This is a genomic window from Coleofasciculus sp. LEGE 07092, assembly GCF_015207375.1.
In the GTDB taxonomy this organism is placed as follows: domain Bacteria; phylum Cyanobacteriota; class Cyanobacteriia; order Cyanobacteriales; family Coleofasciculaceae; genus LEGE-07092.
This window is the reverse complement of record NZ_JADEWY010000153.1, coordinates 1-14043: the sequence shown is the minus strand read 5'-3', so window position 1 is coordinate 14043 and position 14043 is coordinate 1. Positions and strand designations below refer to the sequence as shown.

The following is a 14043-nucleotide window of genomic DNA, read 5'->3' as shown; positions in this document are numbered from 1 at the left end:
TGGCAATGACTTCTTCTTCCACCATCGGTCGGGTTGTCTTTTTGGCGTGATCTCGGTTCGTTTTACGGCTGACACTCATAGGCTTTCTGCCCCCAATACCTCAATTCCTTGTCGCCTCTTGAGTGTCTTATCGACAGGAACCCTAAGAATATTAGCCTTGTTGGCATTGTTGAGGCATCCTGAACCTGCGCCCTTAATTGTAATTGAAGACATCGAAAACGGTCTTGATCCGAGAACTATTCATCTAATTGTGGATGAAATTCGGAATGTGATTGAAGCAGGTAAGACTCAAGTAATTATTACAATTCATTCACCCTATTTACTCGATCTTTTATCCCTGTCTCAAATTATTCTGGTTGAACGTGACGATACTGGGCAACCTGTATTCAGTCGCCCTGCCGATCAAGAATCACTCCAAGAATGGTCTAAAAAGTTCGGTCCCGGCAAACTCTACACCATGAATCGGTTGAGTCAACAAGGGTAAGCATGAAAGTTGGAATGATATTTGAATGCGACCCAGATGGGGCAGATAAAAGTGTGTGCGAACACTTGGTGCGTATGCTCGATCCAGATATCGAAATTGCTCCCTCTGTCACACTTGGCAATAAACCCAATCTACTTTCTGAGTGTGGCAGTTTTGCTGCCCAGTTATTAGCAGACGGATGCGATCGCATTATCATTGTTTGGGATCTATTTCGGGCTTGCTGCACAAACTGGAAACCCTCATACATTAAGGGTTAGAGGACGATTAAAAGTGAATAAAGTGCAAGATTTTTGCACCTAGATGCTGAAAATCCTAGCCTTTTTGGAGGATGCTATTGCATAATCTATCTGAGATAGGGGGGTGAAACTGTTGCCTGTTCCCTGTTAAGCAGTTCCCTACCCTCACCAAGGCACTTATTCAGCAAGCCCTATTTCCAGCTTGGCGCGAAAAAGGTCAACGCCCTTGCCGGAAAGAGGATTGCGAAATCATTATGAATTCACTGGCTACTGCTGGAGTAACACCAGAGAATGTGTACTTAGTTTGTATTGAAGAAGAATTGGAAGCATGGCTACTCGCTGATGGTCGTGCTATTTCCGCAGTTCTTTCAAAACCTACCCATCCAGTCAAAGTCAAGGACAAGAAAAAACCAGAAGGAATAAAAAACCCCAAGAAACAACTGAACAAAATCTTTCAGGAAAATACGGGTCATCCCTATGTAGATAGACAGCACGCGAAGATGATTGTTGAAAAGCTAGAAAATTTGAACAAGCTTAGACGCTGCGTTACCTTTGTTCGCTTTGCAGAAAAGATAACAGGAGGAATTTAAGCACATCCTCAGCACCTTTCCCATCATCCCCGCAGAAACCAATAGTTACTCATTAGAAATCAAAGTAAATATAAGGTAGACCCCCAGCAGGAGCCAAAACCCAGACGGCAAACAGGCACATCGGCACCAACAGCAACTTTACGGGCCAGTTGAGTTGTAACTTCAGCCCCCGCCTCATAAAGTAGACAACACCCATCGCTGCCCCTAATGCCCCAAACAGAAGAGCAATTTGGAAACGTTCCAAACCAAAGACTTGAATGTAAATTGTTTCACCAAATTGAACATCTGCCTGCTGTCCCCAAAGATTCTGGAGTACAAAAACTGCTTGTTGAAGACTCGGCAACCGGAAGAAAATCCAAGAGATAAAAACCATTAACTGGGTTATAAACCAAGCAACCAATACTCCCAACGCCGTTTCCCACCAGCGCTGCAACCAAATTACGCGATCGCACGCTGCTTGAGTCAATCGGTGAACCCCTAAAGCCAGTCCGTGCAGTCCGCCCCAAACCACAAAACCCCACGCCGCACCATGCCAAATACCAATAATTAGCATAACAACAAACAGGTTTAAGCAGGTGCGACTCAAACCCTTACGGGACCCACCTAAGGGAAAATAGAGATAGTTACGAATCCAATCCCCTAAAGTAATGTGCCAGCGCCGCCAAAAATCAGCAATGCTGGTGCTGAAATACGGGAAGTCAAAGTTTTCGGGCAGATTGAATCCCAGCAGCAACGCACTACCACGGGCAATATCTACATAACCGCTAAAATCTAGATAAAGTTGCAACCCGTAAGCAAAAATAGCCAGCCACAAGTCCCCACTACCCGCCCGTTCCAAGTTGCCAAAACTCAAATCCACAAGAATCCCAATCCGATCTGCCAATAGCGCCTTTTTAAACGCACCGCAACCAATCAGCCAGAGTCCCTCGGTTAATCGATCCAGACTGGGAAATTGTAATGTATTCATCTCCCCAGCAAACTGATGGTAGCGAGTGATAGGACCTGAAATTAGTTTAGGGAAAAATAACTTATACGCTGTAAAATTCAACAGTTTCTGAGTCGCTGGCGCTCCCCGATACAAGTCAATCAGGTAAGCAATACACTCAAAAGTAAAAAACGAAAGTCCTAAAGGAGCAATTAAGCGATCGCCAATCCAGTTACCCGTCTCTCGGATAGCCGGAATATGCAGGGGTGCAGCTATGCTAGTCAAGACAAACGGCACATACTTAAAACTCACCAAACACAGAATATTTAACCCAATCCCCAGCCACAACAGCTTTAAGCGTCGATGATCCCAAAGATCCTGCGCCACCTGCCAATCTTCATTAGAAAGACGGCGATTGGCAATATGTAAACCCCGCGCCGTATTCACACCAATAGCCCTGCCCAAGTAATAGTTAATCAGGGTAATAACTATTAGCAGGGGAATGTATTGGATTTGCAGCGTGGCGTAAAAAAACAGGCTGGCAATTACCAGCACCCACAATCGAAATGAAGCTGAGTGTCCCAACCAGTAAGCTACCAGGACAGCTAATAGGAAAAGTCCGTAGATAATCGAAACAAATGCCATTTGTTATTTTTCCTTTGTCCTTGTCTTTTGGAAGTGGCAACGGACACTGACCAATCACTAATAACTAATTACCAACAACTAATGACCAAGGAATCATCGGATCTTGAGCTAGATAGTTAGACACTTCATAAGCCCCGTAGCGATTCAGGTGGCTGGGGTCAGAAAAATAATCGGGTTCGTTAAGCAATAAATCGCTCAAGTCTCGAAAAATCAGTCCCTGTTCTATAGCTGTGGTATGCATATACTGCTGAAATTGTTTTTCATAGTTACTGCGTACCGGGTCTAAGTAATCCTGAGTCAAGGGTAAATTTACAAACACGATATTAATATCGTGTGCTTTAGCGAATTGTAGAAGACTTTCGAGGGCTTTATCTTGTTCGCCCCTGAGCTGAAACGATTGATAGTTGCTATCGTAAGCACCCTTTACTCTGGGATGATTTTGGTAGTATTTCGCCGGATCGAAGCGAGCCGAAAGGGGTAAAAAGCCATCAAAGTCAATGAATTCCTCTTCGCCTAACGCTTCCTCTGGATTAGGAGGGGTTGGAGCTTGGGGAATTGCTTGTTTTAAGACTGTCACAAACTGATTTCGCAACAGAGATTTGAGTTCGTCTCGCTGAGAGTACGCAGAGGAAAGATTGCCTAAAGAGTGATTCAGGGTTTCATCAAGGGCTTGATGAGTGTGCTGCAATACTGCTAAGGGTTGGGCGGTTGAGTTTGTTCCAGAAGAGTTCTTGCCGGTGCGATTGGGAAAGGTGCCAGCATTGAGCTGTTGATAACCGTCTGAGGACGCGATCGCATTATAGGTCGTATCCACTCGACCACTATTGAAAGCCCGAGCGCCATCTGCCCAAATAATTAATTTAGGCAATTGGTCTGGGGTTAAAACGCGGCGGATTATCAAGTCTACCACCTGAGCCGTTGCCCCATTGACGCCAAAGTTAAACACTTCAATGTCTGAATACCCCTGAGCTGCCAAGGCATCTTGCAGTGTCACTGGATCGATGCCTCGCAATGCCCGAGAACTGCCCATAATCAGAACATCGGGGGGACCACTTTGCAGGAAGCGGTGTTGGTAAAGTGCCAGTTTTTGGTCTAATAATTGGTTGTTAAAGGAAGGATTAGGCGATCGCGCTACGGCTAAGGCGGCTATTTTAGCGGCACTGACTCGCTCAGAGGTGGAGGAATCATCAATAATAATGCTAGTTGCCCCCTCACGGGTAAATCCTGAACCATTAAAGTTATCTGCTCCCCAATTACTATCTCGTTGTAATGACAGTTGAGGTAGAGACATCGATGCAGGTGTTCCCTCTGTTGCTGCCGAAGTGGGTGCCCTATGAAAATTGGTTCGCGACCGCACAAGTTGACCCATCAGCCAATCTGCCTGAAACGTTAGCAGCAACCCTAATATACCCCAAACCATTGCCACTTTAGCGCCTTGGCTGTTTTCTAGACCGGAACGTCGGACACTAAGAGCCTTGTTGTCTAGGGTAGGGATAAATAACTGGGAATAGCACAAGCAATGTTGAATTGTCCGAACGATGCCTTGAGAAACTTTCTGTAGACCCTCTTTGAGGTCATTTTCCGTTAAATCCGGGCGCAGAACAGATTCTCCTGGTGGAGCCACCAAATCGCTCACGCAGGCATCTGAGGCGGCAAACTCTGGAGTCGCTTCCGGTACTAAACGCCGTCGCGCCACGAAATCAACCCCGTAATTCCACGAAGGGGAGGTGACACCCGTGCGGCGTCCGTAGATCCGAACACCAGCAATGTTGGGTAGGGCAAGCTGGCGCAGAAATCGGGCAATGGGGGGACCGACTTGAACTTGAGACGGACACAGAGGTGCCTCGCTCATGATGTGCAGCAAATCGTCCTTGCGGCGAATTTTTAGGTGAATACCGCCTGTTGCCAACCAGCGATCAAGATCGGGATTGAGCAACCGTTCCAGCAAAAAGGTCAAGGCATCATACTTTCCTTGTTGAGCTAAAGAAAAGGCTGATAGGGTTTCCTCCTCTGACGTTGATAGGTTTAACCAATCAACCCAGAGCGGTTTCTCGGGTTCAAGTTCTAGGGAAAAGCGATCAGATTCCACCCCGTAAATCGCCGCCGCTTTGATACCTTGAGGGGCGATTGACTCCAAAACTGGTGCGATCGCATTTACAGCTACTGGCTTATCTGGGACAGTGGGTTTGCCATCGACACTAGCGAGGCAAAATAAATGCAAGGTTGCCTCTTTCTGGAACGCTCGCACTTGCATCCCCAATGGAGTGAGTTCCCGATCTAAAATTCTGGCTATTGCTTGCACGTCTCCCCAGCACGCCCAATCCTCAAGCATTTCCTCCGCAGGCGTCAAATCCACCCGCAGCGTCCATTCCGGATTAGTTTCTCCGCTCACCTGAGCGCAAACTGCCGCGTCTCGAAATTCTTTAAGCTGCAAGGCACGCAACTGCTCGACTAACGGCTCGGCTAACAGGGACAAATCGGGGCTGTAGTTAGACGTACAAACCACCCAAAGACGACGATTGCAGGAATAGGATTCTTGGTTAGGCTCGACATTGGATACAAACTGCCCCCCTGCTCCTAACTCTTGGATCAGGACTTTGACACTAACTCCCAGGTGACTTAGGTTAGCACTCAGATAGCGAGCGATCGCTTCTGGGGAACCCGAACGAGCCAAACTTTCATTAGAAATAACTAGGGAAGCATTGGTGTTATCGGTGGAAGTCGCTTTGACTCGAATGTGCTTGATCCAATCGGGACGGGGGTTTTTCGCCCTGCGCCCGTAAATGGTGATTTGGTAGATTGGGTTCTCCAGCTCAATGGGAAATTGCACTGTTCCCTGCCGTACTTTGAGCGCTTTTAGAAAGCGGTTCACGATTGCATGGGCTGCTAGCGCCTGATGGCTTTCGCAGAGAATGTGCAGGTTATTTCCTCGCAAGCGGACACGCAGGTAAACCCCTGGTTGTCCGATGACATCGTATGCCCATTGAGCCAAGGAGGACGGACGATCCTTTAAATTGCGCTGATCGACATCCAACATTACAGATTTACTGACCTGAACGGAGGGTGATTTTTTTCTAAAGTAAACAAATATAACGAGAGCCGGGATGATTCGCCCCTAGGAAGACAGTACAGTATAATTCACCTAAATCCATCTAAAAACCTCCAAGGGTAATCGGAAAAAACTCTTTACCCTCCCCATCCGGGTTGGGAATAGAGAATGTCAACTAAACTGTAGCAGGATCGTTCTCTTCTGGGTAATCAATGATATCCAATCCATTACACTAACCTGACTCAACGCCAATCCAAGCCATTGGGTTTTCAACTCGAATACCCAACCCATGCTACTAAAACATCTCAGGCAGCGCTAGGGTATTTGATTGCGGCAGTCTCAATATGCTCAGTAAACGTTTCTGATTATTCTTAGCTTTGCTTATGTCATCTTCTAACCCAATACAACAGACGACTAGAACCGATCAAACGTCCCCAGCCCTAATTCCCGCAGACTTATTAGTCAGTCTAGCGGCTGGACCGATACTTCTTGGGGTTTGCTCAATGCAAGCAGTTAGCTCCTCTTTAGAGTCCCTTGGGATTGCAAGTGAGGAAGTCTTTAGAGGCGATCGCTTGCCAATTCTCCCCTTTCCAGAGTCAACACCTGAAGAATTAGAGGACTCCAAAACATAAATTATCCCCTAGGACAGGTCTGTGCCTGTCGATTACAGACTTTATTTCGTTACTTGTGCAACTCCGCACAGTTCGACAAACCCCGTACAATGGATCGTCTTTGTCTCACTGCGACAGACCTTATATGAGTTCTCTCCTCCAGTCATCCGAGCAAGCATTTGCCATCCCTTCTACCTCCAAGCTGTTGCTGCGCCATCGCCTCAAGGTTGTAGAAGAATTATGGAAGTCTGTTCTTTTATCTGAATGCGGTCAAGAATTAGTCGATTTGCTGGCATCATTGCGCCAATTGAGTTCGCCAGAGGGACAAGCCACAGATTTCCCCAACTCATCCATTCCTGAAGTTATAGAAAAGCTTGACCTCAATGCGGCAATTCGGGCATCCCGCGCGTTTGCGCTATATTTCCAACTCATCAACATTGTCGAGCAGCATTACGAACAGCGCGATCAACAACTTTCGCGACGCGCCACTTACAACACGACTGCCGTAACGGAAGATTCTACAACCGAACCCGCTGCCAAGGGGAATTCGACCACGGCATCGGGCAACTCGATTGAGGCAGAGGCTCAAGGGAGCGATCCGATCGCCAATTTACTCGAAAAAACCTGGCAGGAAACTACTTCCTCCCAACACACACCCAGTACATTTCACTGGTTGTTTTCCCACTTGTACGAGCTAAACGTACCACCCCAACAAATTCAGCGGTTAATTGACAATTTAGACGTGCGGCTAGTTTTCACCGCCCATCCCACAGAAATCGTCCGGCACACAATTCGAGCCAAACAGCAGCGTATTGCCAAAATACTGCAAAAACTAGACCAAGCCGAGGAAGCAGTTAGAGCTTTGGGCTGGATGTCCTCTTGGGAAGTCGAAGAATGTATTGAACAACTAAAGGAAGAAATAAGTTTGTGGTGGCGCACTGATGAGTTGCATCAGTTTAAACCCACAGTTCTCGATGAGGTAGATTACACACTTCACTACTTCCAAGAAGTTCTATTTGATGCCATTCCCCAGTTGTATCACCGCCTCAAGCAAGGATTAAACGCTTCGTTTCCCTGGCTGAAACCACCAAGAAAGAAGTTCTGTAAGTTTGGCTCTTGGGTGGGTTCAGATCGAGATGGGAATCCGTCGGTAACGCCCCAAGTAACCTGGCAAACAGCCTGCTACCAACGTAGTTTGGTGCTAGAAAAATATATCACCTCCATTAGGCACCTGACTAATTCGTTGAGCCTGTCTCTGCACTGGAGCGACGTTTTACCAGAGCTATTGGACTCCCTAGAGCAAAATCGCTCACAAATGCCAGAGGTTTACGAGCGGCTGGCAATTCGCTACCGACAGGAGCCGTATCGTCTGAAGTTGGCATACGTGCAGCAACGGTTGGAAAACACCCTCGAACGCAACCGTCGCATCTCCCATAGCAAACCCCTGCAACCCGAAATTGCCGACGACAGTATCAACTCCTGTATTTATGGATCGGGAGCTGAATTTTTAGCGGAGTTGCAACTCCTCGAGCGCAACCTGGCAGAGACGGGGATGAGCTGCCGCGATTTGGAAAATCTCATCTGTCAGGTAGAAATTTATGGTTTCAATCTGGCGCATCTGGATATCCGTCAGGAAAGCTCCCGTCACTCGGATGTCATAAACGAGATTACTGAATACCTGCAAATCTTACCCAAGCCCTACAACGAGCTATCGGAAGTCGAGCGCAGGGAGTGGTTGACTAAAGAGTTGCCCACCCGACGCCCGTTAATTTCGACTGAACTGCCTTTTTCCGAGAAAACCCGCGAAACGATCGAAACGTTCCGAATGCTGCGGCGACTCCAACAAGAGTTTGGGGAAGAGATTTGCCAGACTTACATCATCAGCATGAGCCATGAAGTCAGCGACTTGTTGGAAGTGTTGCTACTAGCTCAGGAAGCGGGACTTTATGATCCGGCAACGGGTATGAGCTGCATTCAAGTGGTGCCGTTATTTGAAACCGTGGAAGATTTGAAGCGAGCACCCACAGTCATGAAAGCCCTGTTTGAGTTACCTCTCTATCGGGCGTGTTTAGGGGGAGGGTATGCCAATCTGCCAGGGGGTGAGGAGAACAAGTCTGCCGAGAAGAAAGCGAATTGTGATCAAGGAAAGTTAACTCCGAATTTGCAAGAGGTAATGCTGGGCTACTCCGACAGCAATAAGGATTCTGGTTTCTTGAGCAGTAACTGGGAAATCCACAAAGCCCAGAAAGCCCTACAGACAATGGCGGAGGAGTATGGTATAGGGTTGCGTATCTTCCACGGACGCGGTGGTTCAGTGGGTCGTGGTGGGGGTCCAGCCTATGAAGCAATTTTGGCACAACCGGGGCATAGTATTCAGGGGCGAATTAAGATTACTGAACAGGGAGAAGTCTTAGCATCAAAGTATTCCCTGCCAGAACTAGCTTTGTATCACCTGGAAACGGTGACAACGGCAGTGATTCAAGCCAGTTTGCTGGGTAGTGGCTTTGACAATATCGAGCCGTGGAATCAAATAATGGAGGAGTTGGCAACGCGATCGCGTCAGCATTACCGCTCCTTCATTTACGAGCAACCTGATTTCTTGGATTTCTTCAATGAAGTTACACCCATCCAGGAAATTAGCCAGTTGCAAATTAGCTCTCGTCCTACCCGCCGAGGTGGCAAGAAAGATTTTGGCAGTCTCCGGGCAATTCCGTGGGTCTTTAGCTGGACTCAAAGCCGCTTTTTACTGCCCAGTTGGTACGGCGTTGGCACAGCCCTCAAAGGCTTTTTGGATGAGGAACCCGAAGAAAATTTGAAGCTGATGCGCTACTTTTACTTCAAGTGGCCCTTCTTCAAAATGGTTATTTCTAAAGTTGAGATGACTTTGGCTAAGGTGGATTTGCAAATTGCCAGTCATTACGTGCAGAAACTCTCAAAACCAGAAGACCTCGAACGATTTGAACACCTGTTTGAGCAGATTGCCAATGAGTTCAATCTCACCCGCGATTTAATTTTAATGATTACGGGACATAAGCGACTGCTGGATGGCGACCCGGATTTGCAGCGATCGGTACACTTACGCAATGGCTCGATTGTTCCCCTCGGTTTCTTGCAGGTATCCTTGCTCAAGCGCCTACGCCAGCACAGCGATCAGATGGCATCAGGTTTCGTACATTCGAGGTACAGCAAAGGTGAGTTGTTGCGCGGGGCGTTGTTGACGATTAATGGGATTGCTGCTGGGATGAGAAATACAGGTTGAGGGATACTTGTAAATCAAGACAAAGGAAGGCATTGAAGTTAAAGCTTCTCGATACCTCAGAGGATGGCAAGGACATAATCCAGAAGAAACATAGTTAATGGTGTTTGTGCTGATTGACTAACAATCACTTCATGCGCCCTCACCCCCAACCCCTCTCCCTTGGGGAGAGGGGAGAAGGGTTGATATTCTTGTTCCCTCTCCCCAAGGGAGAGGGCTAGGGTGAGGGCTACTACACCACAACGTTTATCAAATTTTTATTATTTTATTACCACGTTCTCATGGTTTGTCGAAGGTCTTCTACATCTAAATAATCGCCAGCAAAAGCTTTGCGTAACAGATTATTGGGAATAAACTTATCATATTTTTGCAGTTTCTGCGCTTCATCAGAAGTAACTAAATCTTCTCCTGTCAAGTCTTTTTTGCAAAACGATAAGATTTCTGCTTCTAATTCTTCAACGGTGTTTTTACCTAATTTAATAGTCAGAAAATAGGGAGATTTACCGCCAATCCTTCTAATATCCAACGACTCCCTCACCCTAACATTCAAAAATCGTTCCAGTGTGCGGTAAGCCACTGTTCCCGCCCAAGGAAAAATGCAGTAATTCTTACCGTCAATAAGCAAAATAGTCTCCTTATCTAACCTGAAAAATTTTGTCAACTGACGCGCCGCTCTCAACCGCTCTTTTGCTCCATTTTGTAAGTAAAGATAATCAACATCCTCAAATAAAACTCGGCGCATTCGTTGCAACACCTTAGTATGAATGCTGCCGCTGCCACTTCGCCAAGAGGTGCTAGCAATTCCGTCAACGGGTTTAACCCAAAGAGTTTTGCTCTTGGTATCAACATCTCGGATTTCCCACGTTTTCCCAGCAAGGGCAAATCGATTTCCCGGTGGAGGTGGCATGACAATACTACCAATTTCCCTGGAATCATCTCGCACACTGTATTCTAATGAGTCGGAAAAGACGGCATAAAATCGGAAATTACGGACAATTTTTTCTGCCGTTATTCCGACAATCAATCCGCCCTTTTCTGTCTGTTCAATGTGATCAATATCAATAAGATAGTGCAATAGTTGCCGAAAATCCTCTGAGGAAATGGCGGTAAATATCGGTAATGTTAAAACTTGTTGGGCAAGGGCAGGGGGTGAAAGTTCTCCTACCGAGGCTAAGATACTCATTGTCTGATGATACAGCAAGCTTAACGGGTAGCGCGGCGGCTTTATCGGCTCAATCCAGCGTTCTTCTAAGTAAAGTTGAATAATGGCAATGCACTGCAACATTTGCCAGGGAATTTGTTCGGGTAGAGATTCTTCTCCTGAGGGTTCCTCTTCTGTGCAAATGAATCGCATATCCGCAGGGCGTCCTCGTCTTCCTGTTCGTCCCAACCGCTGCAAGAAACTGGAGACAGAAAAGGGAGCATTGAGTTGAATCACTCGTTCTAATTGCCCAATGTCAATTCCTAATTCTAAGGTGACAGTAGCAGCAGTGACAGCAGGGGAATTGCCGCGCATGGCCGCTTCAGCAGTTTCTCGTAGGGAGGCGGAAATGCTACCGTGATGGACGTGGTAAATGTCGGGTAATTTTTGGGTTTTGGCAATTGTCCGCAGGGAAGCGATCGCGGATTCTGCTTCAGTGCGATTATTCGCAAAGATGAGACATTTTCTGCCTTTTGTATGGTTGAAGAGGTAGTGGGTGTAGGAGGTAAGTTCATTAGCATCTGAACTGTAAAAATGTTCGATTGCTAGTTGCACTTTTCGTTGTCCTCCCTGAATTTGAGGCGTAATTACAGGTAGTTCAGTCCCAGAACGTAACCACTCCTCAGCCAGTGAATAATCACCCAAGGTAGCAGATAACCCAATCCGACGGGGTGATTTTTGGATGCATCGGGATAGGCGAGCCAGTTGGCAAAGAATCTGACTCCCGCGCTCAGAACCTGTAAAAGCGTGAATTTCATCGATAATGACAAACCGTAAATCCCCAAACAAGCGCGTCAGTTCAGAGGTTTTGTTGATTAACAAGCTTTCTAGAGATTCGGGGGTAATTTGCAGTACACCTTGCGGATGTTTCAACAGCCTTTGCTTGCGACTGGAAGAAACATCGCCATGCCAAGCCCAAACGGGGATATCTGCTTCTTGCAGTAAATCATTGAGGCGTTCAAATTGGTCGTTAATCAGGGCTTTAATTGGACCGATGTAGAGTACGCCAACGGTTTTTGAGGGGTTTTGGTGGAGAAGGGTTAAAACGGGGAGAAACGCGGCTTCGGTTTTGCCTGAAGCAGTGCCTGCGGCAAGTAATAGGTGAGCATTGGTATCAAAGATTATGCGACAGGCTTCGATTTGGACTTGTCTTAATTCTGTCCAGCCGTGGGTGTAGATGTAGTCTTGGATGAAGGGTGCCAGTCGGTTAAACGGCTGTTGGCTCATACCTGTTGATTGATTAATTCTATTAATTCCGTTTAGGTACGCATTGTAACCCCTTTACTCTCAACCTCTCTCCCCTTTGAGATTATAAATTTTCCCGTACCCAACTTCTAAAATCTTGAATGGCTTGGGTTCTACCAGAAACTTGACTCTGCTGGACGTATCGATTTATCAGTTCGACAATCGGAATATCTGGAAAAGTGGGGCTAAAATCGGACTCTACATATCTTGCAGCTTGCAAAACGTTAATCTGTAGCCCTCTTCGCCCATATCGCCAGAGTTCCGGCACTCCCAACATTTGGTAATTTTCCAACTGAGTGCGGGAGGTGAGATCAATTTCTATGGCTAAGTCTGGGGGCGGATCTACACTCATATCCAGCCGATTTTTACCGATAACAGCCGCTTGATTTTGAATGTAAAAACAGGCATCCGGTTCTACAGCCTGAGTCATATGTTCATTTTTTAGGGTTGTCGAACCCAACGACTCAAACGCAATTTGTTGTTCTTCCAATAAAATTTTTACCATGTCGCCAATAATTTGCTTAGCTTTCTCATGTTCGGGGAGGGGAACCATAATTTCTAACAGTCCATTACTATAAGAAAGTCTTGCAGCGCGACTTTGCCCCAGTTCCGCTAAGAGACTTTCCAATTGCTGCCAGCTCACATCTTCAATCAGCAATTGCTGACCGGGTTGAATTCTCAATTGTTTTAACTCTAATAGCATAATTATTTCTCCAGATCTAAGAAATATTGGTATCAGTTCAGGGCTTCAATCCGTACCATTTAGCTTAACTTGCTTGACTCAACAGCGATCGCTTTTAGCTCCTTAATGTTTTAGGCTAGAGTACGACGATTAAAAAGCGGTTTAAAATGCTGGACTTTCTCAACTCTCTCCTAGGACGCCATCCAGAGCGTATTAAAGCTAACGTTGAAATCTACACTTGGCAAACTTGCCCCTACTGCATTCGAGCTAAGTTATTGCTTTGGTGGAAGGGGGTAAACTTCACGGAGTACAAGATTGACGGTAACGAAGCTGCCAGAAACCAAATGGCTCAACGTGCTGACGGACGCCGAAGCGTGCCGCAGATTTTCGTCAACAAGGAGCATATTGGTGGCTGCGATGACCTCTATGCCCTAGACAGCCAAGGGGGATTAGACCCACTTTTGGCAGAGCCAGTGACTTAAGGAGATATAAGCTAAACAACAAATGCTACCCCCAATTGATGAAGCCGCCTATCAGGTTCACCAGGGGTGGATGAATCAAGCGATCGCTCTTGCCCAAGCCGCAGGTGAAGCGGGGGAAGTCCCTGTAGGTGCCGTAATTGTTGACAGCAAGGGCAACTTAGTGACAACTGCCCAGAATCGCCGCGAACGAGATAAAGACCCCACAGCCCATGCGGAAATTCTCGCTCTCCGTGCTGCTGGTCAAGTGCTGCAAACGTGGCATCTAAATAAGTGTACCCTTTACGTCACCCTAGAACCCTGCCCCATGTGTTCAGGAGCGATCGTCCTGGCACGGCTCAAACTTCTCGTCTATGGAGTTGACGATCCCAAAACTGGCACAATCCGTACCGTTGCCAACATTCCCGACAGCGCTGCCTCGAACCATCGTTTACCCGTTCTAGCCGGAATTATGGAATCTGCCTGCCGAATGCAACTTCAATCTTGGTTTGAGAAGCAGCGCCAGAAGAGGGGGTGAAGGAGATGGGGAGGATGGGGAAGATGGGGCAGAAAAAAGGGCTTTCTGTCTAAAAATACTGATGCACTTGGACGGTTGTCTCCATACTCTAAAATTCTTCTGCACTCTCGCAATATCGCATCC

At 46.9% G+C, this 14043-nt stretch carries 11 protein-coding genes; 7 read left to right on the top strand and 4 right to left on the bottom strand.

The genetic code is table 11. The features are described from left to right. The 3 genes from IQ257_RS25725 to IQ257_RS25715 all read left to right on the top strand — a co-directional run. Positions 1–484 (top strand): AAA family ATPase (locus IQ257_RS25725; protein ID WP_193933314.1); only part of this gene is annotated, 484 nt, incomplete at its 5' end. Between the two features lie 2 nt (positions 485–486). Then, entirely contained in the window at positions 487–741 is a 255-nt protein-coding gene (locus tag IQ257_RS25720) for a hypothetical protein (RefSeq protein ID WP_193933312.1), read from the top strand. 233 nt (positions 742–974) lie between these two features. Continuing rightward, on the top strand, positions 975–1310 hold the full coding sequence (locus IQ257_RS25715) for a DUF4276 family protein (protein WP_193878501.1): 336 nt from the start codon (positions 975–977) through the stop codon (positions 1308–1310). A 52-nt stretch (positions 1311–1362) separates the two neighbouring features. On the opposite strand, the gene IQ257_RS25710 is transcribed toward IQ257_RS25715, so the two are convergent. Together IQ257_RS25710 and IQ257_RS25705 are read right to left on the bottom strand one after the other, a co-directional pair. Next, the gene (locus tag IQ257_RS25710; protein ID WP_193878503.1) at positions 1363–2880 is read right to left on the bottom strand and encodes an MBOAT family O-acyltransferase; all 1518 of its coding nucleotides are present in this window, start codon (positions 2878–2880) and stop codon (positions 1363–1365) included. A gap of 64 nt (positions 2881–2944) precedes the next feature. After that, on the bottom strand, positions 2945–5917 hold the full coding sequence (locus IQ257_RS25705; RefSeq protein WP_193878505.1) for a DUF1574 family protein: 2973 nt from the start codon (positions 5915–5917) through the stop codon (positions 2945–2947). Between the two features lie 395 nt (positions 5918–6312). On the opposite strand from IQ257_RS25705, the gene IQ257_RS25700 reads away from it, so the two are divergent. Both IQ257_RS25700 and ppc read left to right on the top strand, forming a co-directional pair. Beyond that, positions 6313–6561, top strand: a complete 249-nt coding sequence (locus IQ257_RS25700) for a hypothetical protein (protein ID WP_193878507.1) — start codon at positions 6313–6315, stop codon at positions 6559–6561. A gap of 124 nt (positions 6562–6685) precedes the next feature. Beyond that, positions 6686–9799, top strand: a complete 3114-nt coding sequence (ppc, locus tag IQ257_RS25695; protein WP_193878509.1) for a phosphoenolpyruvate carboxylase — start codon at positions 6686–6688, stop codon at positions 9797–9799. Between the two features lie 265 nt (positions 9800–10064). On the opposite strand, the gene IQ257_RS25690 is transcribed toward ppc, so the two are convergent. Together IQ257_RS25690 and IQ257_RS25685 are read right to left on the bottom strand one after the other, a co-directional pair. Continuing rightward, on the bottom strand, positions 10065–12224 hold the full coding sequence (locus tag IQ257_RS25690) for a DEAD/DEAH box helicase (RefSeq protein WP_193878510.1): 2160 nt from the start codon (positions 12222–12224) through the stop codon (positions 10065–10067). An 82-nt stretch (positions 12225–12306) separates the two neighbouring features. Next, a complete protein-coding gene (locus IQ257_RS25685; RefSeq protein ID WP_193878511.1) occupies positions 12307–12945 on the bottom strand; it encodes a Uma2 family endonuclease in 639 nt (212 codons plus the stop codon). A gap of 146 nt (positions 12946–13091) precedes the next feature. Between IQ257_RS25685 and grxC the strand changes: the two genes are divergently transcribed. Together grxC and tadA are read left to right on the top strand one after the other, a co-directional pair. After that, on the top strand, positions 13092–13406 hold the full coding sequence (gene grxC / locus IQ257_RS25680; protein ID WP_193878512.1) for a glutaredoxin 3: 315 nt from the start codon (positions 13092–13094) through the stop codon (positions 13404–13406). Positions 13407–13428: 22 nt separating this feature from the next. Next, positions 13429–13920, top strand: a complete 492-nt coding sequence (tadA, locus tag IQ257_RS25675; RefSeq protein ID WP_193878513.1) for a tRNA adenosine(34) deaminase TadA — start codon at positions 13429–13431, stop codon at positions 13918–13920. The last annotated feature ends 123 nt before the right edge of the window (positions 13921–14043 follow it).